General features: G+C 61.2%; 15 protein-coding genes. 6 read left to right on the top strand and 9 right to left on the bottom strand.

All coding sequences use genetic code 11. The annotated features are described in order from the left end of the window. Positions 1-34 precede the first annotated feature (34 nt). The gene (locus tag BRX37_RS23025; RefSeq protein WP_125989602.1) at positions 35-427 is read right to left on the bottom strand and encodes a hypothetical protein; all 393 of its coding nucleotides are present in this window, start codon (positions 425-427) and stop codon (positions 35-37) included. Between the two features lie 382 nt (positions 428-809). Between BRX37_RS23025 and BRX37_RS23020 the strand changes: the two genes are divergently transcribed. The 3 genes from BRX37_RS23020 (at position 810) to BRX37_RS23010 (ending at position 4281) form a co-directional block, all read left to right on the top strand. Then, on the top strand, positions 810-2006 hold the full coding sequence (locus BRX37_RS23020; protein ID WP_037522374.1) for an AAA family ATPase: 1197 nt from the start codon (positions 810-812) through the stop codon (positions 2004-2006). After that, on the top strand, positions 2003-3076 hold the full coding sequence (locus BRX37_RS23015) for a ParB/RepB/Spo0J family partition protein (protein ID WP_026109382.1): 1074 nt from the start codon (positions 2003-2005) through the stop codon (positions 3074-3076). The genes BRX37_RS23020 and BRX37_RS23015 overlap by 4 nt, the downstream gene beginning before the upstream one ends. A 74-nt stretch (positions 3077-3150) precedes the next feature. Further along, entirely contained in the window at positions 3151-4281 is a 1131-nt protein-coding gene (locus BRX37_RS23010; RefSeq protein ID WP_017502138.1) for a replication initiator protein A, read from the top strand. A gap of 2501 nt (positions 4282-6782) precedes the next feature. Here BRX37_RS23010 and BRX37_RS23005 read toward each other — a convergent pair. Then, positions 6783-7700: a hypothetical protein gene (locus tag BRX37_RS23005; RefSeq protein WP_125989600.1), complete on the bottom strand. Its 918-nt coding sequence runs from the start codon at positions 7698-7700 to the stop codon at positions 6783-6785. 284 nt (positions 7701-7984) lie between these two features. On the opposite strand from BRX37_RS23005, the gene BRX37_RS23000 reads away from it, so the two are divergent. Then, the gene (locus BRX37_RS23000; RefSeq protein ID WP_037522387.1) at positions 7985-9493 is read left to right on the top strand and encodes a tyrosine-type recombinase/integrase; all 1509 of its coding nucleotides are present in this window, start codon (positions 7985-7987) and stop codon (positions 9491-9493) included. Positions 9494-9520: 27 nt separating this feature from the next. Here the strand turns inward: BRX37_RS23000 and BRX37_RS22995 are convergent, their stop codons facing one another. From BRX37_RS22995 to BRX37_RS22975, 5 genes are all read right to left on the bottom strand, one after another. Continuing rightward, complete coding sequence (locus tag BRX37_RS22995) at positions 9521-9784, bottom strand: hypothetical protein (protein WP_017502142.1); 264 nt, start codon at positions 9782-9784, stop codon at positions 9521-9523. Positions 9785-9953: 169 nt separating this feature from the next. Next, positions 9954-11186 (bottom strand): dicarboxylate/amino acid:cation symporter, encoded by a 1233-nt coding sequence (locus BRX37_RS22990; RefSeq protein ID WP_017502143.1) that lies wholly within the window; start codon positions 11184-11186, stop codon positions 9954-9956. Between the two features lie 16 nt (positions 11187-11202). Then, entirely contained in the window at positions 11203-12195 is a 993-nt protein-coding gene (dgcA, locus tag BRX37_RS22985) for an N-acetyl-D-Glu racemase DgcA (protein ID WP_017502144.1), read from the bottom strand. A gap of 5 nt (positions 12196-12200) precedes the next feature. Further along, the gene (gene dgcN, locus BRX37_RS22980) at positions 12201-13238 is read right to left on the bottom strand and encodes an N-acetyltransferase DgcN (protein ID WP_017502145.1); all 1038 of its coding nucleotides are present in this window, start codon (positions 13236-13238) and stop codon (positions 12201-12203) included. Positions 13239-13332: 94 nt separating this feature from the next. Beyond that, the gene (locus tag BRX37_RS22975) at positions 13333-14217 is read right to left on the bottom strand and encodes a LysR family transcriptional regulator (RefSeq protein ID WP_026109384.1); all 885 of its coding nucleotides are present in this window, start codon (positions 14215-14217) and stop codon (positions 13333-13335) included. A gap of 166 nt (positions 14218-14383) precedes the next feature. Here BRX37_RS22975 and BRX37_RS22970 point away from each other — a divergent pair, with 166 nt between their 5' ends. Continuing rightward, complete coding sequence (locus tag BRX37_RS22970; RefSeq protein ID WP_017502147.1) at positions 14384-16015, top strand: N-acyl-D-amino-acid deacylase family protein; 1632 nt, start codon at positions 14384-14386, stop codon at positions 16013-16015. A gap of 239 nt (positions 16016-16254) precedes the next feature. Here the strand turns inward: BRX37_RS22970 and BRX37_RS22965 are convergent, their stop codons facing one another. Beyond that, the gene (locus BRX37_RS22965; protein WP_235682147.1) at positions 16255-19071 is read right to left on the bottom strand and encodes a TonB-dependent receptor plug domain-containing protein; all 2817 of its coding nucleotides are present in this window, start codon (positions 19069-19071) and stop codon (positions 16255-16257) included. A 465-nt stretch (positions 19072-19536) separates the two neighbouring features. Between BRX37_RS22965 and BRX37_RS22960 the strand changes: the two genes are divergently transcribed. Continuing rightward, positions 19537-21918 (top strand): penicillin acylase family protein, encoded by a 2382-nt coding sequence (locus BRX37_RS22960; protein WP_125989598.1) that lies wholly within the window; start codon positions 19537-19539, stop codon positions 21916-21918. Between the two features lie 3 nt (positions 21919-21921). Here BRX37_RS22960 and dacB read toward each other — a convergent pair whose 3' ends face one another. After that, complete coding sequence (dacB, locus tag BRX37_RS22955) at positions 21922-23364, bottom strand: D-alanyl-D-alanine carboxypeptidase/D-alanyl-D-alanine endopeptidase (RefSeq protein WP_234781621.1); 1443 nt, start codon at positions 23362-23364, stop codon at positions 21922-21924. Positions 23365-23448: the final 84 nt, after the last annotated feature.

Here is a 23448-nt window from a genome sequence, read left to right as displayed (position 1 = left end):
ATTAACCAACATTTCTGCGCAGGTTGGTTGATAATTAGGGCAGCAGTCGAGCATTCATTTTGCTCGGATGGCGATGCTGCGGCCAAAGGCGAAGAGATTTCGGGGCGCCGCTTCTCCTTTCTTCACTAAAAACTGGCAGGCCGATGATCTCGGTGCGATGGATCGCTTGCACTTCATGATAGGTGAACCTCCAAATTTCGAGAGTTCGGTCGACACACTGAGTTCGCATCCTGATTATCGGGTGTTGCGTCGACTGGTGCCAATCGAGAGCCTCTATTCCGGCCCGCCATAGCGTAAGGTCCGTATCGGAGTATCTGTGGATGTCGAAACTACCGGTCTCGACAAGATCGTCGAACTTGCGGCGCAGCGTTTTCGCTTCGATGCTCTTGGCCGTATCATTCAGGTTGGAAAACCGCGTGTTTGGCATGAGGATCCCGCCCTCCCCCCTCCCGCCTGAGATACTTCACCAAAACTTCTCAGCACGCCCCTAGACGCCCGGCGCCGCGCAACGTGGCGCGGGGCCAAAGTCGAATTGATCGACGTATGGGGATTACGGACGATTAACCAAAATCTCTACATAGGTTGGTCGATAACAGGGGCGGCAGTCCAGCATTCATTCTGCTCGGATGGCCCCTCTCCTTCTGTACCCGACAGTCCTCCATGATGCCTAACTGTCCTGCACATCATCTACCTGGAAGCGTGTTTGACTAACCATCGCCATTTTGACATATGTGTCCGGGATAGGGGGTTCAATTTCGACGTTTTTTACGAACCGCCCTGATTCGAGACCGTAACAAGGGGACGCGCCGATGTTGTCCGGCCAGATTTTGGACACCATGATCACATCGTGCGAAAACGCCAAGAGCGTATTGCGACGAGCGGCGATCGATCCCTCTGATCGCAAGACCCTAAGCATCACCATGGGGGCGTCGGTTGCCGCGGAATTTCTCGGGCGGACCCCTGAAGCACTGGCCAAGGCGGAGGCGCGCGGTCGCCTGCCCGCGCCCAAGACCGCGAACAATGGTCGACGCTTCTATACGGTCGAGGACCTTATCGCGATCCGCGAGGCGCTCGGCATTAAGGCAGGCAAGTTGCCCGACGAACGCGCTGTCGTGGTCGCGGTCCAGAATTTCAAAGGCGGTGTCAGCAAGTCGACCACATCCAAGCATCTGGCCGACTATCTGGCTTTGCGCGGCTACCGCGTTCTCGTCGTCGATTGCGATCCCCAGGCCTCGATGAGTGTCATGTTCGACGTCAATCTTGAGGAACTGGTCGAGGAGACGCACACACTTTCCAATTATCTCTCGCCCCGTATCGATGAGGCGGATTCCTTCCGAAAGACGATCAAGCCTACCGCCTGGCCCAACATCGACATCTGCCCAGCCAATCTTGGGCTGCAGGATACAGAGTGGGAGCTGACGGCCACCATCGAGGAAGGACCGCACGCCATCGCCGGAGCGTTCAGAATGCTGCGTGTCGGGTTGGAAGAGGTTCGTCATGACTATGATGTCATCATTCTTGACCCGCCGCCGGCCATGGGTTTTCTGGGCGTCAATACACTGAGCGCAGCGGACGGGCTTCTCATCCCGGTGCCGGCACGCCAGCTCGACTATCTCTCGACGATCCACTTCATGCAGACCTGTCGCGAGGCGATGAGCCTAGTGTCGAAGTTCGACAATTCCATCGATTATGGCTTCATCAGGGTAGTATGCACGATGTTCCAGCCCAATCGCACCAACGAGGCGCAGATGCTGCAGGTCATGGAGAAGACCTATGCCGGCCAGATGCTCTCGACTCCGATCCTGCTTTCGGAAGAGATCAAGAATGCCGGGATCGCGATGTCGTCCATCTACGAGATCAACAAGCCTTACGGCTCTCATCAGACCTATACGCGCTGCAGGGACAATCTCAACGCCGTGTTCAAAGAACTCGAGAAGGATATCTGCAAGCAGTGGCCCTCTCGCCTTGCCCAGCTGGGCACTGACAGGCTGACGGAGGCGGCATGAGCAGCGCGGGAGGACGCCGTCGGAGCCTTTTGGCCAGCGCGATCGACAGCCTGGATATTATGGCGCCTGTCCACGAGCAGGGCAGCGCGGCGGTCGCACCTGCCCCATCAAGCCCCGCGCCCACGCGGCAGGAGGCAGCCACGCCCTCCTTTCTCGAGCGGCGCGGCGTTGCGTTTGACGAGATCGCGCGGACCGTTAAGCGGCCCACTATCCGCATTCGGCCGGACGAATGTACCGTGTGGCCGGGTAATGCGCGCGACTATGCGAGCCTGAGCCATGAGCGCTGCGCCTCGCTCATTGACTCCATCAAAGAGGAGAATGGCAATCGGGAACCGGTTGTCATCCGCCGGACGCAGGATGGCGAAAAGCCCTATGAGCTGATTGTAGGAACAAGGCGCCATTTCTCGGTCGCCTGGCTTCGCGCCAATAATCATGCCCAGATCGATCTCATCGCACGCATTGAGACTCTGGATGATGAAGGCGCGTTCCGCCTTGCCGACATCGAGAATCGCGAGCGTGAGGACGTGTCCGACGTCGAGCGGGCTCGCAATTACCAGCATGCGGTCGGCGCTTATTATGGTGGCGTGCGGGCGCATATGGCCGAGCGGCTCGCCATCGGTAAGCAGAACCTGCACAACCTGCTACAATTGGCCGAGCTTCCACAGGAGGTAGTGGACGCATTTGCAACCCTGTCCGATCTCAAGGTTCGTCATGGCATGAAATTGTCGCCGCTCCTCAAGCAGCCGACTTTGCGCGATGCGATCATGGCGGAAGCCAAGATCATCAGCGCGGAGCAAAACCGGCGTCGACGAGCGGGCGAGCCGATGATCGATGGCCCCCAGGTTCTTCAGCGCCTGGCTGCCGCTAATGCACGCCCTGCGACCAAGGCAGCCCCTCGCCATCGCTCCAGCCTTTCGACCAGCAAGGGCGAGGAGTTTGGTCAGATCGTAGCGGACAGTCGGATCAAGGGCATGACGCTGACGATCAATCCTCGGGGCAAGCTTGATATCGACGAGATCCTCGAGGCGCTGCGCCCGGTGATCGAAGGCGCCAAATTCACATCGCGATAGGATTTTGTCGTCTTAATTCAGATACTTATCTAAGAGTAAAACATGTTTTACTCTGATGGAGTTCAAGAACGCACATGGCTTCACGGAAGGATGCCCGGGACGATATCCAGGTTGATCTGTTTCTACCGCAGCTCACCACCCTCCCCATGCGCGATCAGCGCGAGACCATGGAGAGGCCCTTCTTCTCGCTTTCAAAGCGCAAGCGTCTCAAGCCGATCGACTATGTCAGTCCCGATCGCAAGGTAACGGTCCATGTGAGTGCCAACTCCGAATATGGGCTGGCGACAATCTATGATCTCGACATCCTCATCTACTGCGCCTCTGTGCTGATCGAGCATAAGAGGCGTGGGGCAAATGACATTCCCCAGACGCTTCATATCGTCCCCTATGACATGCTCACGACGCTCAAGCGCGATGCAGGGGGACGATCCTATGAGCTGCTTGGCAATGCGCTTGATCGGCTCCAGTCGACCACCGTCAAGACCAACATCCGTTCAGGCGATGCCGTGGAGACGACCTTTTCCTGGATCGACAGCTATAGCCAGCTCAAGGATCGCAATGGCCAGGTCCGTGGTATGCGCATCACGCTTGCCAAATGGTTCTATGACGGCGTCCTGATGGAGGGTGGGGTTCTTGCAATCGATCCGGCCTATTTCTCGTTGACCGGCGGCCGCGAACGCTGGCTCTATCGCGTCGCACGCAAGCATGCCGGTGGCGCAGGCCCCGATGGTTTCTCGATCAGCATGCCCACGCTGTTCGAGAAGTCGGGTGCGGAGGGCGACTATCGCCGCTTCAAATTCGAAATGGCGAAAATCGTCAGGGAAAATGCACTGCCGGGCTATGCCCTCGACCTTGTCCACAGGGAAGGCACCGAGCCAATGATCCGCATGGCGCGGCGGGAGCTCGATACCACGCCCCCCGCCCTTTCCTCTTACGAGCCCGGCGCTGCACCCGCACGGGCGACAAAGGGTAGAGAGGCTGCAGACGCCAGGGAAGCACCAGTGCGCTTTCCTGAACAGGGTTCCATCGGCTATGGCGCGTTCGGAGCGATCGCACGCGCCAACCTGCCCTCGCCCCAGCGCGACCATCTGGTTGTTGCAGATGATTTCCGCGCCTTCCTGCGGGCCCGCGATATCGCCTTTGACGCCAAGAACATTACCAGCATCTTTGCCTCCTTCTGCGCGAAGCAGCGTCCCGCAAGCTGAGCCTTGTCGGCATCAGGATCGTTTTTGCCTGCGCCCAGGCGATCGGGAGCGGTCCGTTCCTGAAATACCGCCTTGAGGGGACGGGTAATGCCCCTCCCCTCTCCTGCCGATCGCGATTGCAACTTCATTACTTAGAGCCTGCTGCGGCACTCATTCTTGCCCTTCATCTGATGTCCGCTGCATAAGTGGCCGATCGGCATTGACGGCAATCGGGCGTGCATGAGCACGCCGGATCGCATCGCCGGCCCCAGCGGGTATCAAGGGCGTCGCTTGACCTGTCGTGGCGGCAAGCGCCCGCCCCTGCCCCATGCGCTGGTTCTTGGAAGCCACCGGTTCGCCGGCCCACCGCCAAGCCCCCCAAGTCGAAGCTTCCCGCTCTGTTATGATCGTGCCGATCTGTCGGTCTCGCGCGACGCTGATCAGCCAGAACATGCGAAGGCGGTATTTCAGGAACGGCCTCTGCACGAGCCCGACAGCCGGTCCGCACACGATGGCCAACCATGTACCGATCGCTGCGAAAGCTGGAAGATCGTCGCGAGACATCTGTGTTTCAGCCTCGTGCGCCTTGCAGCGCCACATCGATAGCGGGAGCCTGAATAGCACAGGTCGGGCGAAGATGCCCAGGACTGGGCAGCGCCCCTGGCGACGCATCCAGTCCTACAGGTAGCGGCTCATAAGGGCGAACAAAGGCAAGATCTCTGCGGGAACACCCCTTGGGAGGGGAGGGGGCCTTGTCCCGGACAGGACGAGGCTGCGGCACAGGGAGCCGGCATCGGCTGATCCTGAAATCCCGTTCATGGCAGATGGCGCACATGCCCTCGTCACTCCATCCGTTCCCGAAGTTCCGTAGCGATGGGGGCGCAAAAATGGCTCAAGCCCGCTCCGTGCCCGGTTGGATACCAGCAAGAAGCGGCTAGATGGCCATTTTCCAGCCGAATGCCATGTTCCTCAAATACCGTGCCTGCCAGGCAGCGGCGCTATGTCGGTCGCGCTTGCCGATGGGCCCGCGCCGATGCTCTCAGCTCAATTTTCGTCGCGATCGGACAGGTGATACGCATACGAAAGCCCCGATTTTCCGGTGACTTACCGGCAAGTAAAACATGTTTTACTCTCTATCGCCCGTTGCTCCTGCTGGCCTACGACACGGGATATCAGGAACGGCCAACGGGACTTTAGGAACGCATCTACGGGGTATCAGGAACACCAGTTGCGGGACTTCAGGAACAGGTCAGCGGGACTTCAGGAACGGCGCTTCTGATGCGAATCGCGCGGACTCCGCGATTCGCCCAGCCTGTTGGGCAGCACTAACTTCTTATGGATTCTTCTAAACCTGATAAGACGCGCCTTGCGGCGCTTTCCTTCCTGGTTGAAATTTAGCCGGAGACTGAGTCTCTCGGAAGACCCTGGATTGCTCGATTGCACGTAGAGCTTCAACGATAGCCTGCTGATGGCGCAGGGAGGGAAGGGTGCGCCGGACAATGGGCCAGAAGTCCGAACACCACTCGCGCGGACATTACGGCCCATCCATCTGCCCCGACCCGCATAGTCATAATCTGGACGCAGCACCTGCCAAGTTCGAGGGCCTTCGACAGGGCAGGGGACGCATCACCGCACCCGCTCATTGGCGGCATATGCCGGCCAGGGCTAACGATCTCGACAAACATCTTGAGGCTCGCCAAGTCCAAGCCCAAGCCAGAGATGGGAGGGCCTCTTGTGTCAGTCCCAGGCCGGGAATTGGACTGACAACCGACAAGGGCCACTACCAATGCCGGCATGACAATGCTCGGTTTCCTCATCGATATGAAAGCCTGATCAGCAAATCTTGTGCAAGGCCTGATGGGAAGGGCCTGCCAAACAAGGATTACGCGCATATCCCCTGTTTTAGCACTTGGCTGCAGAGGAGGGGAGCGATACCAATCTTGCAACCGAAGCCTCTCTTCATCATTCATGTCGCGTCCCGGTCATCACGGCAATGTCCGCTCGGCGCAGATGATCAGGTCTTTTGTCGCACGATCTATCCTCGGCAGCCGCTGGCCAGGCAGCATGCTGCGGTCACAGGCCGTCGCGGAGATCCGCTCAAGGAAGAGCGACGGGATGAAAGGGCATCCTAACCCTGCGATCGGAAACATCTGTGCATTTCGTCGAGCCCCAGTGGCTCAGACCAAGGCCTGTCCAGGCGTCGCTCGCAATCATTCTGGCTCTGCAGTCGCGTGGCTTGCGCTTGAAACATGCAGTGCAACGCGACAGGGGCGCTGGTGAATGGACGATCTGCCGCGGCCCGATCAGAGCCCTCATTGGTTGATGCAGGCTTGATGCTGTCACTCACCAAGTATGAGAACCATCTTCAAGCGGCCAACAACGCCGACTGACCTCATGCATGCCCTATGTGCCCGCGCAATAGCTGCGATGATGCCTCTCGAGAGGAACAAATCATGAAATCGCGCATGGTGCGTTTTAAGGGCTACTGGAGGGCCTTGGACGCGCCGGCAGGATATGGATCATCAATGCCGCATTTTGGCTCTCAGAAGGGCTCCTGGAAGGGGTGATTTTTTGGCCTCAACCTCTCCGAGAGGCTCTGCAAACATAGGTTGGGATCTTTGCTGTTCCACCAAAGTCGCGCTTTGTGGTTCGCTGAGCGGGATAGCATAGCGCCGGTAGCTGGCCTGGCCAGTCGTTTCGATCAGCAGGCCTTCGTCATGCGCGATCGACAGCAGCTTGATGGCGCCGGCGTGCGTGAGACCAGTACGCTGTGCCACGTCGCTGCTGTTGATCAGGGGGCGCTCCATTGCAAAGGCCATCAGCTCTCCAAGTTGACCGCTGCGTCGACGACGCACGAGAACATGGCGCACGCGCATGGCGAAGGCGCGCAATCGGTTCTCGAGTTCGAGATGGGCCATTGCGCCTGCCCGAATGGCGCCAAGCCACAGATGCTCGGCCTCCTCGCCGCTCGCCGTCTTCCAGCGGCCACCATTGTGGCGCATGCCCAATGCGACAAGCCCGCCCTGCGAACCTGGCTGACGGCCCATGCTCCACCGGTCACCGATAAGAAGGCTGGCGACAACGTCGCCGCGTCCAAGAGGCGCGTGGCGCCGCCAGAGGGAAGAGAGACGGGCGGCCATGAGAAGGGGCGGGGCAGGGGGCAGTGCTGTGCTGGCTCTCGACCAGGTCTCGATGGCCTGAATCGTTTCCCATCGTGAGTCCGGTCCGGCGCCTGCGCGCTCCCCACCCAGCCAGGCGAGAAGCTGTTCGGGCTCTTCGAGCAGCGCCCTGCGGCTGATCGGTGCCCCGATCGCATCTTTGCAATGTGTAAGGTCATAGTCGCCCGATCGCAGTCGACCGCGCTTGTCGAACACAAGCGCGTCGGCAGGTATGTCGAAACTGTCGGCCCAGGCGAGGGCATGACGCTCGGTCCAGGCCATGCGTGCGCGCCATGCGCCGGCAACCGGAGATGTGGCCCATCGATCATCCAATCGCTCGAGGGCGCCATGGGCCTTTGCATAGGCAAGCATAAGATCGCTGCGATCCACGTCGGGCTGCTTTCCACGATGGCTATTTCTACAGGATGTTTAGTCCAGTTTCCTGCCATTTGGTAATCCATAATTAAAGCTAAATGTCATTTCAGTGAATGGTGAACATAGCTTGAAAAACTGAATAGCCGACAAGGGCCATTATCATTGATCCAAAATCGGTGGTTTTCTATAAGATGGCTTATGACAGCGAAGCGAACATGGGCATGAACGATACGTCCAAGCGCCCCTTGCGCGGATTGAGAGCCTTCATGGCGCTGCCGGAAGAGGCCGAGGTTCCCGTGCTCTCCCGGCCGCAGAGCGAGCCTGTTGCCCCGGAGCCTGCCACATCTCAGGTCCCACCCGATGCGCCGCCGGGCCCGTTGCTGACCGGCACTGTTATGCCTGCGCCCGGGCAGCGTTGGGCTTATGGCGCGCGTAAGCAGGAACTGGCCGCGCGGCGAAGCTGGCGCGAGGCCGACCGCGCGCGCACGCCGCTGCAGCGCTTTGAGGCGGTTCTCGCCCAGTTGCCCGGTCGCGAACGGCCGGTGCTCAACATTGATCTTGTCGAGGCGACGCTTGCGGCCAGTGCTGCCAATACGGTGCGTGGTCTCCTTGCTGACATGCGCGGCTTTGGCGATGCCTGCCGCGCCCAAGGCGTGAGCGCCTTGCCTGCGCAGCCCGCCTCGGTGATCGCATTCCTGCGGGATCGCGCAGATGGGGTAGGGGGAAAGTCTGCCCGTCCCGCGACATTGTCCCGTATCCTATGGGCTATCGGGACCTTCCATAGGTTGTTTGGGCTCGAGGATCCCACCAGAAACGACCTTGTCCGTCTCGAGATGAAGGCCTTGCGGCGCCGTCTTGGCACCGCCCAAAAACAGGCGCGGCCTTTGCGATACAAGGGGGCCGTGAGCGATGTCTTCGGCGCCCAGAGCCGAGGGGTGAGCCTTAAGGCATTGCTCGAAGCCTGCGGCTCGGACGAAAAGGGGATTCGGGACCGCGCCTTGCTTTCCGTCGCCTATGATACCGGTCTGCGCGCTTCAGAACTTGTGGCCATCTGCTTTGAGCATATCCTGCCTGCAAGCGATCCTGATACCCGGCTCCTCGTCATTCCCCGGCATAAGGGCGACCAGGAAGGGGAGGGGGCTACTGCCTTTCTGTCGATGCGCTCGGTCCTTGCCCTTCAGGCTTGGGCGAAGGTCAAGGACGAACTTGGCGTACCCGGTGAGCAGGGCGCCGTCTTCCGGCGTCTGTTCATCAAGATGCGCAAGCCTGCCGATCCGGCGAAATTGCGTGCTGATGCCCGGCGCAGGGCAGCAGCTACCTATTTGGGTCTACCCGGCCTAATGTTGGACGAGGGTAGCAGCAAGCGCGCGGGCGCTGGTCCCTTGAAGGTGGTTACGCTTGGGCAGGAACCGCTTCGCCCCCAGGCGGTTACGCAGATATTCAAGGCACGTGCACAGGAGGCCTGGGATAAGGGCCTTATCCCCGACCTGACAGCTGAAGAATTTGCCCAATGGCACAAGGGGATCAGTGCCCACTCTACACGGATCGGCATGAACAACGACCTGTTTGCGGCCGGCGAGGATATTGCCGGTATCATGGATGCGCTGCGCTGGAAGTCACCCAAGATGCCGCTTCTTTATAACCGCAATCTGGCAGCGGAGCACGGCGCGGCGGGGCGGTTGCTGACGCGCATGAAATAGGCGTCACACAATCTCGGCCCGTAGGCGTTACAAGTCGTTCTGAAGGTCGCGCCAAGCCTGTTCTGCAGCAGCTTTTGCTGCATTGAAATCCGTTGCCTCTTGCGTCCTTAGAAGTTGGCTTTGGTTGGGTCCGGTATAGATTTCCCAGCCAATCTTCGCCGCCGCGTCGCCCGTCGGAGGAATATCATAGGCAATCAGCTCATAGTCGCCGACAATTGCATGCTGGGCGCGATTGGCACTCCAGTAAGCGCTATCGTCGACCCAATGCAGCGGTGAGGGATCAGGGCTCATCTCGCAGCATTCATATCAGGCTGAGGAAAACGTCGACGCGAACGAGGTACAGGGGGGGGCGGCAGGAAGCGACCGCATTTCGGTGTTCAGCGCTGCTGAAGGACAAGAGGGTCGTCTTCGCCACGTTTGGAGCTGAGTGACTATCGGTAATAGCTGACCGGCGCCTCGCCTACTGCGGAAATGCTAATTGATTGGACCGGGTGTCGTTACGCGCGACGGCAGTTGTAACTGCCAAGTTCGCACTCGCGCTAGCAATGGTACGAGTCATGTCGAGCAGACGGTCGAACGGCAGTACAAAGCCTACCACCAGCGCGGTCTGTTCCGGTGAAATGCCAACTGCCGATAGCACAGCTGCGAGCATGAACAAAGATGCAGATGGAATTGGCGCGGTACCAAAAGCTGCTAACGCGCCGGTTAACAGCATAATTCCCAGCATCGTAGAATCCGGATGTACGCCCAGCGCCTGCAGGGCAAAGATGCTGAGCAGGCCGACATACATGGCGGTGCCGTCCTTGCCAATGCTGGCGCCAATGGGCAACACGGTCGATGCGATGGCGGGATCTAGCTGCAATTCTTCCTGTGCTACCCGTAGCGCGACAGGCAATGTCGCTGCGGAAGAGGCAGTAGAGAAGGCGACCAGCAACGGATCAACGGCCGCGTGGAAGAAGCGGCGGATCGATAGGCGTGCGACCAGCCTGATGAGCGGCAGATGGACCAGCAATATTTGGACTATCACACCCAGCAGCACGCACAGCGCCAGCCAGCCGATATTGGCGAAGACGGCGATGCCATTGTCCGCCACGGCCTTGGCAATCAGGGCTAGGACGCCGAAGGGCGTGATTTCCATCACGAGGCGGACAAGGTGAAACAGCACCCGGCTGGCCGATTGCAGCATATTGGCCATGGGCCGTGCTTCGTCTCCGGCCAGAATGACGCCGCAGCCAAACAGCATGGCGAAGAAGATGATTGCCAGCATATCCCCTTCGGCCAATGACTGGACGATGTTGACGGGCACGATGCCGATCAACTGATCATGCAGCGATTTCGCCTCCTCCAATGCATGGGGCACAGCCTTGCCCAGTGCTGCGCCGGTGCCGGGCCCGATCAACAATCCCAGCGCCATGCCGATCGAGACGGCGCAGGCAGTGGTGAAGGCGAAAAGAAGGACCGTACGCCCACCTACTGATCCCAGCCGGCGCGGATCGGCGAGAGCCGTTACGCCTGATGCGATCGACACGAAGACAATGGGGACGACCAGCATGCGGATCAGCCGGACGAAGAGTTCGCCGACAAAGCCAATCCAGGGAATAGCGGCTGGCCAGAATAGCCCCGTCAACACGCCTGCGAGCAACCCGCCCAACACGCGCAGCCAGAGGGGAATGGCGAACCAGCGGCGGGTCATTGTTGACATGCTGTAGTTACAGTCCGCCCCAGAAGCCCGGTTGCGCGGGCAACAGATGTCCGCGAACCCCTGTCACGCCGCCTTCCCGGTCGACCGACAGCCAGAGCGGTCCGTCCAGATCGACAAAGTCGCTGTCCGCCGCAATGGCCCAGGCGGGCGCGACAGAGAGGGACGAACAGATCATGCAGCCGGTCATGACGCCAAGGCCGCGCGCGCGCGCGGCCTGAGCCAGGTCGAGCGCGGCGGTCAGGCCACCGGTCTTGTCCAGCTTGATATTCACCACGCCATAGCCGTCGGGCAGGCTATCGAGATCAGCGGCGACATGGATGGATTCGTCGGCGGCGATCAGGATCGCAGAGCTAAAGCCGTTGAGATCGCCATCCTCATGCGCGGGCAGCGGCTGTTCCAGAAGGTCAACCCTCAGGTCGATCATCAGCGCCTGAAGATCGCTGACCTCCGCCATCGTCCAGCTTTCATTAGGATCGACGATCATGCGGGGGGAGGGCGCGGCGGCGCGGACGGCGCGGAGCTGGGCGGCGGGATCGGTCCGGTCGACCTTCACCTTGATCAGGGGCACGTCGGCAAGCGCGGCAGCGGCCAGTCCCATGGCGTCGGGCGTGTCGAGGCCGACGGTCATGGCCGTGGCTATAGGTGTCAGCGGCCGGGCAAGACCCATGGCCGTGGCGATGTCGCTGCCGCTCAAGCGCAATTCCAGATCCCACAGGGCGCAATCAACCGCGTTGCGCGCTGCGCCTGCGGGCAGCATATCGATAAGGACGCGGCGATCGATGCCGCTTTCCAACGCTTCCCGGATTGCCTCGATCTCGATAATGCTGCTTTCCACGCTTTCGCCATAGCGGGGATAGGGAACGCATTCGCCCCGGCCGATGACGCCGCCTTCCGACAGGGTGACGGTGACGACATCAGCGGCGGTCTTGACCCCGCGCGAAATGCGGAAAGGGGTGGCGAGAGGAAAGCTTTCCCCCAGAGCGGTCAGCGTGCGGGCCATGGGGATCAGGCGGTCTTCGTTGCGGGCGCGATCGTCGCCGTGTGCGTTTCCAGCAGCCGGTCGAGGATCGCCTCCACGCCCATGCGATAGGGATCGGAACAGGGCAAGCCGAACTCGTCGCCGATACGGGCGCAGAGCGCTAGCGCCTCTGCCTCTTCCAAGGCGGAGGTGTTGAGCGCGATGCCGACGACGCGGACATCGGGGTTGGTGAGGCGGGCGGTGCGCAGATTGGCTTCCAAACAGTCGGAAAGGCCCGGCGGCTTGTAATGGGGCAGGCCGCGCATGCTCTGGCGCATAGGATCATGGCACAGCACCAGTGCGTCGGGTTGAGCACCATGCAGCAGGCCTGTCGACACGCCAGCGAAAGAGGGGTGGAAGAGCGAACCCTGACCCTCGATCAAATCCCAGCCGCCATCATTGCGATCGGGCGAAATCTGTTCGATCGCGCCGGAGATGAAATCGGCCACCACGGCGTCCAGCGGCACGCCGTCGCCTGCGATCAGGATGCCGGTCTGGCCGGTGGCGCGGAAATCGGCGGGCACGCCGCGTGCGGACAGGGCGCGGGCCAGGCAAAGCGTGGTATACATCTTGCCCACCGAACAGTCGGTGCCGACGGTCAGCAGGCGTTTGCCGGCGCGCTTCTTGCCGTTGCCGACCGGAATGTCGGCACGGGGATCGCGCACGTCATGCAAGGTGCGGCCGAGGCGTTTAGCGGTTTCCACCAGTTGCGGTTCGTCCTTCAACCGCTGATGCAGGCCCGATGCAATGTCGAGCCCGGCCTCCATCGCCGCAAGCGCGTCACGTACCAAATCTTCGCCCAGCTTGCCGCCGGCATTGGCGATGCCCAACACCAAAGTCCGTGCGCCTCCGGCATAAGCGGTGGCGAAATCCATGCGGGGCAAGCCCAGCGTCAGACTGCAATCGTCATGGCGGAATTCTCCTACACAGATATCAGGCCGGAACACCGCCAGCCCGCGCGAAGTCTTGATGCCAATATCGTCATTGCTGTGGCCGAGATAGAGAAGATAGGGCGTGGCGATCATGGATGTGTCGAACCTATGCTGATGGGAGGACGTGCTTTATCTTCACGTTCCCACCCAACCCAATATCAATGGCCATGAAGGTCATAGCCTGAGGCTATAGGTTATCGATAACGGTCGAGAGCAGATTCAAAAACTCCGATGCTGTTTTCGATGGTGGCCGGTTCTGTAGATATATGGCATTTATGTCGAAGGTTATGGCTGGTTGGAGTGGCCGGCTTGAAAGACCCGGTGCAGCAGCGGCATGTGCCGTAAAATTGTCCACGATGGCCATGCCGACCCCCGCGCGTACTAAGGCGGCTGCGATATAGTAAGTGCGTGCCGAAACCACCTCTTCAAGCTCAACATCGAGACGGCTCAACTCGTTGGACAGCATCACACCAATTGGCCCGCTCTTTATCGGACTGATAAATTTTCTGTTCCGCAAATCTTCCAAATGTAACCGCGCCGGAGCAGCTGGCAGGTCATCTTCGCGATACAGTATGACCAACTCGCCTTCGCCGATTACCTGATGAGCCACGGGAGCGGATATCGGAATTTCGAAACTGATAGCAATATCAGTTTCCCGCTCATAGAGTTTTCGTACCATCTCGTCATGATGGAGCGTTTGCAGATCGAACATGATGTCTTCGTGGCTTCGCAGGAAGCGCGAGACCGCCTCGGGTATTGCGCCTAACCCAAGAGAAGGAAGAGCGGAAAACCGTAACATGGCGCCGCGGCCGTTGCGCATATTCTGAGCAGCTTGCTTCAGTGAACGCACTCGGTCTTGAATGTCGGAGACTTCCGCGAACAGGGTGCGGGCATCCTGCGTTGGTATCAAGCCATTATTCGTTCGTTCGAACAATGGCAAACCAATCAATCTCTCAGTATGACGAAGTACCTTGGTGACGGCAGGCTGCGAAACATTGAGCGCGCGCGCGGCGGCGCTGACCGTGCCGTGCAAATAAACGGCGTGGAAAATTTCAATCTGGCGCAAGTTCACAGGCGTGGTCCCTTCAGGTGCGGCCCTGTTCGTCTGGATCAACGACGGCTGGGTACGTAACCGCTATGACATTCGGTTATAGGTGGTGCAACAGGCCGGACTGGACGGCCATCACTTATCGGGGCCATGTTGCCGATAAGGCTCAGCTTCCAAGGACTTCCTACCCATGCCTTCTTTCACCGCCGCGCGTCGCCTCCAGGCCCTATTGATGGCGGGGGGGCTGTCAGCCATTGCCGCTTTCAGCCATGCGGCACCGGGCGAGCAGGCGGACATAGTGATCCGCGGCGGCACCATCTATGATGGTGGTGTAGGCATGCCCTTTGTGGGCGATGTCGCGATGAGGGGGGATCGGATCATCTATGTCGGTCGCGCGGCGCGCATGAAAGCGAGCAAGGTCATTGATGCAAAAGGTTTAATCGTCGCTCCTGGTTTTATCGACGCCCATACCCATGCCGATAGTTTCATCCGCTCGCCGGACGCAGGTACGCGGGTCAATGCCGCTTGGCTGGATCAGGGCGTAAGCACAGTGATGATCGGCGTTGACGGGTTCGGTACACCCAATGTGGGTGCGGATGCCGCCAAGCTGCAGGCGTCGGGTATTGGGACGAATATCGTGCCTTTTATTGGCTTCGGGCGAGTGCGGCAGCAGGTGCTGGGCGATGATGCCCGCGCGCCTGATGCGCAGGAATTGGCGCAGATGAAGGCGCTGGTCGCCAAGGGCATGTGCGAAGGCGCAACTGGCTTTTCGGCCGGGCTTTTCTATCCGCCGCAAAGCTTTGCCAAGACCCAAGAAGTGGTCGCGGTGGCGAAGGAAGCTGCAGTCCGGGGAGGTCTGTACGATACCCATCAGCGCGACGAATCCAGCTATAATATCGGTCTGCTCGGTTCGGTGAAGGAAGCCATATCGATCGGCCGGCAGGCCGGCATGCCGGTGCATTTTGCGCATTTGAAGGCGCTGGGCGTCGATGTGCAGGGTCAGGCACCGGCGGTGATTGCGGAGATTGAGGCGGCCCGCAAGGCAGGACAGGATGTCACGGCGGATCAATATCCCTGGCTGGCGTCGGGATCGAGCCTGGACGCGTCGCTGTTGCCCGGCTGGGCCGTCGATGGCGGCGGCGAGGCGCTGGTGAAGCGGCTGGACGATCCGGCGATGCTGGCAAAGATCCGGGACGAGATGCGGAATAACATGCGCCGGCGCGGCGGGGCGAAAGCGCTGCTGCTGATCGCACAGGGCTTCCCCTGGACGGGCAAGACACTGGAACAGGTGGCGAGCGAATGGCAGGTCGATCCGCGCGACGCGGCGCTGCGCATCATCCGCCAGAGCATCGAGACGACCGATCCGGCTAAGAAGGGCAAGGGCACGGGGGTTGCTTCGTTCAACATGGCGCAGAGCGATGTCGACCTGATCATGCAGCAACCCTGGATCGTGACATCGTCGGACGGATCAGACGGTCATCCCCGCATGTTCGCGACCTTTCCGGAAAAATATGTGAATTATGTGCGCAAGCGGCCGGTCATCAGCCTGCAGACCTTCGTGCGGCAATCGACGGGGGCCACTGCCGACATCTACAAGATCGATCATCGCGGCTATCTTAAAGCCGGCTATTATGCCGATGTCGTGGTGATCGACCCTGCAAAATATGCGCCGCGGGCCGACTATGTGCATCCTCGCGAACTGAGCGTCGGGGTGGCCAAGCTGTTCGTTAACGGGACCCTTGCGGTCAGTGACAGCCAGACCACCGGCGCAAGGGCCGGGCGGGCGCTGTTGCGGGCCAGGCCGGCGACGGGCTGCTCCTGACGGACGAAAGGGACCATCAGCCAATCTGCGCAGGTCGGTATGTCGTGCCGATAAGGGGCGTGTCTGTCCGATCCCAGGCGTCTATCATCCGGAGCAATATGGCCCGCGCGGTAGGCTGGGGACCTGCGCAAGAAAAAGGGTGGCGGATCGTTGATCCGCCACCCTGTTCCTCCTTAAGATGTTCTTTGTTTTTCCGCACTTTCCGAGTCCGCAGATGATGGCATCTGCTTCGAAAATGCTCAGTTGGTTTTGAACCGCACGCCGACGCGGAAGGCGCGGCCCAGCAAATCGCTGTAAGTCGAATTGGCCGACAGGCCGGTTTCCGGCAGCAGGATCGGATCCTTGTCGAACAGGTTGGTGATGTTGAAGAACAGCTGGCCATCATATCCGCCGACCTTGATCTTCGTCGTCAGGTTGAGGTCGGTGTAGAAGGTGCCGTCGACATGGTTGTTGTTGATCGTCGGATTAGCTGCCGTGCTGGTCGGGCAACCCGTGGTGCAGACGATATAGGTGTTGTTGTAGGTACCCGAACTCACGCCACGGCCGACCGCGGTGATCGAATAGGTCGGCGTGTCGAACGTGGCCGACATGCGGAAGATCCATTTCGGGGTGCTGGACTGGCCGCTATTCTGACCCACCGTATCGACAGGTACCGAAATGCCGTTGTCGACCAGATTTTCCAGATAGTTGGTAGCAGTACCGTTCAGGGTCAGGCTGCTGGCACTCCCATTGTTGAACAGGCGATCCATCGGCAGGTTATAGTTCACGGCATAGTCGATCCCGCGCACCTTGACCTGGGCGAAGTTGAACGGGCTGGCGGTCACATAATAGTCGCGCTCGCCCAGCGGATCGGCGACGATCGCGGCGCAGAAGCTCTGAATGCCTTCATTGCAGCGCTGGGCGATGTCGTCGGCATAGAATTGCGCGATCGCATCCTTCACCTTGGTACGGAACCAGTCGACCGAGATCGACAGGCCCGGTGCAAAGCGTGGTTGCAACACGCCGCCCAGCGTCAGCGTATCGGCCTTTTCGGGCTTGAGCGCCAGATTGCCGGTGGTCAGTTCGCGGAAGGTGGCACCGGCATATTGGCCATAGGCCGATGCGTTGGTGCCAAATGTGTTGGTACGCGATGTGCCCGACTGGAACAGTTCGTTAAGGTTGGGTGCGCGGATGTCGCGCGAACGAGTGCCGCGCAGCAGGATGTCGGGAATCGGCTGCCAGGTCAGGCCCGCCTTCCAGGTGGTGACAGTGCCCGATGTCGAATAGTCGGTCAGGCGTGCTGCTCCGTTGAATTCCGCGCCGAGGCCGAGCGGGACGACGGTTTCCAGATAGGCCTCCTTGACATTGTAGCTGCCGAAAGTGGGACGGAAATTGCCGACTGACCAGCCGCTCTGATATTCGGTGGGCACGTAACCCGACACTTCTTCTTTGCGATATTCACCGCCGATCGCAACGCTGACATCGCCTGCCCAAGTGGCGAAGGGCGTGGTCGACAGGTTGATGCCCGCGACCGTCTGCTTGAAGGTCTGATCGCGATAGGGATCGCCCAGCACATAGTCGATCGCCGCCTGGCTGGCGACGCCGGTGCCCAGGCGATTGAGCGGCACGCAGCCATTGGACGGGCTGGTCAATGACGAACGGCAGACGATGGTGCCAGCTGCTACGCCCAGCGCATTGCCGGCCGGCGCAAATACCGCGTCGGTCGCCAGCGCCATGCGCGACGTGTTCATGATGTCACGCAGCAGTTCATGCGTGTCGGTGCGGCCATATTGGCCATAGGCGTCCCACACGGCCTTGTTGCCGAACATCTGGAATTCGCCGCCCGCACCGATGGTGTAGCGCTGCACTTCGCGTGTGCTGTTATTCTTGCGATAGGGCAGGTCGGATGCCGAAGTACCGAGCGTGACGGAAGTTACCCCGGCCAGCGCCGCACTGCCCAGCGCATTGATCAGATAGGCGTTGTCGCCGGTCAGCGTCATCGTCGCGGCCTGAGGTCCAGCGTTGAACAGCGTCTTGTTCCAATTGTAGGACGCCTCGCCATAGACTTCCAGCCAGTCGGTCAGCTGATAGCTCAGGCGGCCAAATACGCCGCGCCGGTCGTCCTGCGCGTCCAGGCCGATATTGCGCGACGTGTCGTTCACTTCCCAGTCACCGCCAACCGTCTGCGAGCTGTCGCTGAGCGATCCGAACTGATATTGCTTGGCCGCACCGCCCTGGCCGAAATAGATGCCGCGCAGACTGGTCGTGCCGCCGACCTGCGAACGGATGATGCCGCCCGGTGTGGTGTTCCAGGTGCCAGCGCCGCTCACGACCAGGCTGGCCGGGCCGCCGGCTGCAATGGCGGCTGCGGTGTTGGCGACGGTGCGATAGCCCAGCTGGTTCCAGTCGCGATCGACCTGGAAAATGCCGTCCTTGTGCGCATATTCGCCCGACAGCAGGATATGGCCGCGCCCGTCGGCAAAGCTTTTGCCGATTGCGGCGTTGAAGCTGTAGTTGAAACCGTCGCCCTTGTCGGTGATGCCGGTGTCGGCATTGACCTTGAAGCCTTCATATGTCTTGTCGAGCACATAGTTGACCACGCCCGCGACGGCGTCCGAACCATAAGCGGCCGATGCGCCGCCGGTCACGATTTCCACGCTCTTCACCAGCGCCTGCGGGAAAGTGTTGATGTCAACCAGGCCGGTAATGGTGGATCCCACCGAACGGCGACCGTCGAGCAACACCAGCGTACGCACTTCGCCAAGGTTGCGCAGGTTCATCGTATTGATGCCCGCCAGGCCCGAACTAATGGCAAGGCGCGAGTTGGACGGACGGGTGCTGCCGGCCAGCGCCGGCATCTGGTTGATCAGGTCCGCGATATTGTTGGTCGGCGACTGGTTCTGGATCGCCTCCTGTGTCATCACGGTCAGGGGGGTGGGCGATTTGAAGCCGTCGCGTACGATGCGGGTGCCGGTGACGACGATCTGATTGGTCGGTGCCGTTTCCATGCCGCTCTGGGGCGTGGCCGCCTCCTGCGCTAGAGCGGGGGCTGCATGCACCAATGCTATTGCGGTCATGGCCAGGCCAAGGCCATGGCGACGGCCGAAGGACCGACGAATTCGCCTGAAATCACGCATAGATAAAAACCCCCTTTTCACAGGACGGGGCTGCTCGCATTCATGCGTGCGCGGCGTTATTGCGCCGGTTTGGCCCTATCCAACCCATAACATCACATGACCGCAGGCAGGCTGTCTTGTCGATTTGCCGGTTCCCACCATACCGTCATCACGAACCCGGCAAGGCTCCGCTAATGGGCGCAAAAACCGGCTTCATGACGGGGAGGTTACAGGGTGGTCACGGCTGGTCAATAGATTTGGTATTACTTTGATCTTATACAGGTATAGCCGAAGGGAATGGCGGGGTGGATTTCTCGCCGCCAGCCGGGATAGCTTGCAACGTTTAGGCACCTGCCGGCCTGCCATGGGCGGACCGGGTTCGGTGTCGATGATCGTTGCCCCAATTTCCAAGACAAGGAGAATGTGTTGATCCAGCGTCGTGCGTTCCTTCTGGCCGGTGTGGCGGCATTCGCCCTGCCGGGCGGGTTGATGGCGAAACCGATGGTGCGGGGCGGAAAGCCGCTGCGGGTCAAGATAGCGGGTGCCAAGGCGCCGATCGAGATTGTCGAGGATGAAATGGGCGTGCCGCATGTGCGGGCACAGTCGCTGCACGATGCCTATTTCGGCCAGGGCTATCTGGTGGCGCGCGACCGCTTGTTCCAGATCGACATGGATTATCGGCGCGACATGGGGCGGATGGCTGAAGCGTTCGGGCCGCGCTTCGTCGCGGCGGACAAGGCGGCGCGGCTGTTCCTGTATCGCGGTGACATCGATGCGGAACTGGCGACCTTGCCGCCCGGCGTGCTCGAATGTGCGCAGGGCTATGTCGCGGGCGTCAATGCACGGATTTCTGAACTCGAGGCCAACCCGGCGCAAATGCCGCTGGAATATGGCATATTGAACCTGACGCCGTTGCGCTGGGACGTGCGCGATCTGGTGCGGAACCGGGGCATCGGCATGGGCGACGCCGATGATGAGGTGCGGCGCGCGCAGATGCAGGCCAAGGGGCTGCTGGCGCATGACGCGCTGATGGCGCCGCTGCGCCCGGCCTGGCAATTCACTGTGCCGGAAGGGCTCGACTGCTCGGCAGTAAGCGAGGCGGATCTGGGTGTGCTGGACCCGGCAAACCGGCCAGTGCCGTTCGACACGATCCAGGAAGCCTCGCTCGACCGGGCGGAACGCCGCGCCGATCGCTTTGCGCAGGGCAGCAACGCCTGGACGATCGCCGCGTCGCGCAGTGCGACCGGGCGGCCAATATTGGCGAATGACCCGCATCTGGGCATTGGTGGTAACAGCCCGCGCCATATGATCCACCTGACCGCGCCGGGGCTGGACGTGATCGGCGCAGGCGCGCCGGGCCTGCCGGGGATCATGCAGGGGCATACCGAGCGTTTCGCCTTTGGCCGCACCAATTTCCATATCGACCAGACCGACCTGTTCATCCTGCGCACCGACAAGGATGATCCCGAGCGTTACTGGCACAAGGGGCAGTGGAAACGGTTCGAGACGTTCGAGGATGAGATCGCGGTCAAGGATGGGCCGATGCAGCGGGTGACGCTGCGCTATGCGCAGGGCCGGCCGATCGTGGCGCAGGATGCCAAAAAGCAGCGGGCCAGTGCCTTTGCCACGGTCAGCATGTTGCCGGGCGCGAACATGCGCTTTGCCATCATCGCGATCAACCTGGCCAAGGACTGGCCGACGCTGCGGCGGGCGTTCAGGATCCATACCTCGCCGACCAATTTCCATTATGCCGATGTAGACGGCAATACCGGCTGGCAGACGATCGGCTTCACGCCGATGCGCCCGAAGCATGACGGGCTATTCCCGGCGCCGGGCGACGGTGATTTCGACTGGACCGGGATCTTGCCGGTGGAGGAAATGCCGTCTGTCCATAACCCGAAGGAAGGCTGGTTCGCGTCGGCCAATCAGCTTAATATCCCGGCCGATTATCCCTATGGCAAGAAGGTCATCAGCTTCGACTGGAGCGATCCTTTCCGCTATGACCGCATTGCCGAAGTGCTGCGCAGCCACCCAAAGCATCGGATCGAGGACAGCATCGCGCTGCAGCATGATGTCCAGTCGCTGCCGGCGCGGGCGCTAGTGAAATTGCTGCCGGACAAGCTGTTGCCCGAAGCGCAGCCGGCGGCGGCCTTGCTGAAGCGCTGGGATTGCGGGCTGGAGGCGGATAGCGGCGCGGCCCTGCTCTATGAGATGGTGATGCCCGAACTGCAATCGGGCTTCCGCGATCTGGTGGTGCCGGCGGCGGCGCGGGAATATATTCCGTCGGTCAATCTGTTCGAAATGCTGCGGATACTGGCCGCGCCCGACACGCGGCTGGGGCCGGTGCCGGATCTGGCACGCGATGCGCTGATCGAACGATCGCTGATCGCCGGGTGGAATAAGGCGGCGGAACTGGGCGGTGCCGATCCCGCGCAATGGCGCTGGGGTGATCTGCATCGGGTGACGCTGGCCCATCCGCTGTCGTCGCTGCCGGGGGTCGCAGCGGCTTTCCCGAAGATCGAGGGTGGGCGGTCAGGCGGCGACGGCTTCACGCCGATGGCGCGCGGTTTCAATGCAAAGCGCGGCTATCAGGTGTCGCATGGTGCCAGCTATCTGCTGGTCGCGGATGTCGGCGCATGGGACAATAGCCGCTTCCTGCTGCTGCCCGGCCAGTCGGCCGACCCGCGATCGCCGCGTTATCGCAATTTCTACCCGCGCTGGCTGGCGGGCGAGATGCAGCCGCTGTGGTTCAGCCGCGCTGCAGTGGAGCAGCATGCGGCGGACCGGGTGGAGATCATTCCAGCATAAGGCTTATAGCGCCGCCGCTATGTCGACCAGCGCGCGGTCGACGGCGGCGGTGGCCTGTCCGTCAGTGCCATCGGGCATGTCGTTGGCGAGGGCGGAGAAGACCAAAGTGCGGCCGCTTTTCGTGATGAAATAGCCCGATACGGCGCGCGCGGCGTTGAGCGATCCGGTCTTGGCGAACAGCTTGCCTTCCAGCAGCGTGCCCTTGAAGCGGCCGCGCAGCGTGCCGTCATGTCCCGCGATCGGCAGCGTCTCGCGCCAGGCCATGCCCCAGGGCTGGCGGGCGATCCATGTGAGCAGGGTGACAGCGGCGCGCGGGGTGATCCGGTTATAGGATGACATGCCCGATCCGTCGGCGAAGCTGTAGCTGCTTTCAGGCAGACCGGCTTGCGCCATCAGTCGGTGAAGCGCGACTTGCCCATCGGCGATCGAGCCGCTCGCCTGCGCGCGGGACACGCGGCGCAGCATCAGGTCGGCGTGGAGATTCTGGCTCTGTTTGTTGATGATGCGCATGTCCTGCGCCAACGGCAGAGCAGGGAGTTGCGCAAGCATATCGGACGAGGGCGGTTGGGCGGCAGGCGCGTCCTTGCGGATGGCAGGATCATCGGCGGGGGCAAGCGGGCGGTGGCGGGTGAGGATATCGCCATCGACCCTCACGCCGCGTGCGAGGAGCGCCTCGCGCAGCCGCCAGGCGGCATAATGGGCCGGATCGTCGATGCTGAAATGGAGCGAGGCGGGTCTCGCTTCCACGCCGATCGTGCCGGTCAGGCGGATGAGGCGGCTGTTGGGCGCGCGGTCGGCCGTGATCGCTTCGCTTTTGCCGGGGACGGTGATGATACGGTTGTCGATGCCGTAATAGGCCGGCGCGGTGACGGCTGGCGATGCGCCGATCGCGGCGGGCGCGACCGACGCCGTCACCTCATTATCGTCCAGCGTCAGCGCGGAAATGCCGGTGCCATAGCGTGACTGGATATTGTTCCAGCTCATCCCCGGTCCCCAGCGTTCGTCGGGAAACCAACTATCGTCGCCCACGATGTTGCGCACATGGTGTGTCTTCGCGGCGACCGCGTCGGCCAGCGTCTGGAGGCAGTTGATCGTGCAGCCGTTCGCGCTGGACAGGCGCGCGTCGCCATGGCCGACCAGAATGACGTCGCCCCGATCGAGGCGGACGCCGGTGCCCCGTGCCGCGGCGTCGAGCGCGGGCAGATCGGCATAGGCGGTGGCGGTGGTGAACATCTTGGTATTGGAGGCTGGGATGAAGCGCTGGTCCGGGGCGATGGCGAGGATCGGCTCGCCATCCAGCGTGGCGACCATCAGGCCGTAGCGAGTGCCGGCAGGCCCCTGCGCCAGCTGCTGTTCGACCGCGCTGAGGAGCGGCGGCGGCGCATTTTGGGCGGAAAGGCTGGTCAGTGGCAGGGTGAGGGCGAGCAGGGGGAGGATGATACGCATGAGGTGGATCATAGAGAGCAGGCAGGGCAGGGGAATAGGGCGTGCACGGCGCAAGCCATAACCTGCGGCAATGGGGCGGACTTG

Origin of the sequence: Sphingomonas sp. S-NIH.Pt3_0716 (assembly GCF_003950715.1) — a bacterium.
Taxonomy (GTDB): Bacteria; Pseudomonadota; Alphaproteobacteria; order Sphingomonadales; family Sphingomonadaceae; genus Sphingobium; species Sphingobium yanoikuyae_A.
The sequence above is the reverse complement of the archived record's forward strand: the minus strand, read 5'-3'. Positions and strand labels throughout refer to the sequence as shown.

Bases quoted from the DNA above. Each gene is read 5' to 3' on its own strand.
- dgcA (WP_017502144.1), bottom strand. From the start codon at position 12,195: ATGGCCCGCACGCTGACCGCTCTGGGGGAAAGCTTTCCTCTCGCCACC.
- BRX37_RS23010 (WP_017502138.1), top strand. From the start codon at position 3,151: ATGGCTTCACGGAAGGATGCCCGGGACGATATCCAGGTTGATCTGTTT.
- BRX37_RS23025 (WP_125989602.1), bottom strand. From the start codon at position 427: ATGCCAAACACGCGGTTTTCCAACCTGAATGATACGGCCAAGAGCATC.
- BRX37_RS22990 (WP_017502143.1), bottom strand. From the start codon at position 11,186: ATGACCCGCCGCTGGTTCGCCATTCCCCTCTGGCTGCGCGTGTTGGGC.
- BRX37_RS22970 (WP_017502147.1), top strand. From the start codon at position 14,384: ATGCCTTCTTTCACCGCCGCGCGTCGCCTCCAGGCCCTATTGATGGCG.
- BRX37_RS23000 (WP_037522387.1), top strand. From the start codon at position 7,985: ATGGCTTATGACAGCGAAGCGAACATGGGCATGAACGATACGTCCAAG.
- BRX37_RS23005 (WP_125989600.1), bottom strand. From the start codon at position 7,700: ATGGCCTGGACCGAGCGTCATGCCCTCGCCTGGGCCGACAGTTTCGAC.
- BRX37_RS23015 (WP_026109382.1), top strand. From the start codon at position 2,003: ATGAGCAGCGCGGGAGGACGCCGTCGGAGCCTTTTGGCCAGCGCGATC.
- BRX37_RS22965 (WP_235682147.1), bottom strand. From the start codon at position 19,071: ATGACCGCAATAGCATTGGTGCATGCAGCCCCCGCTCTAGCGCAGGAG.
- dacB (WP_234781621.1), bottom strand. From the start codon at position 23,364: ATGCGTATCATCCTCCCCCTGCTCGCCCTCACCCTGCCACTGACCAGC.
- BRX37_RS23020 (WP_037522374.1), top strand. From the start codon at position 810: ATGTTGTCCGGCCAGATTTTGGACACCATGATCACATCGTGCGAAAAC.
- dgcN (WP_017502145.1), bottom strand. From the start codon at position 13,238: ATGATCGCCACGCCCTATCTTCTCTATCTCGGCCACAGCAATGACGAT.
- BRX37_RS22995 (WP_017502142.1), bottom strand. From the start codon at position 9,784: ATGAGCCCTGATCCCTCACCGCTGCATTGGGTCGACGATAGCGCTTAC.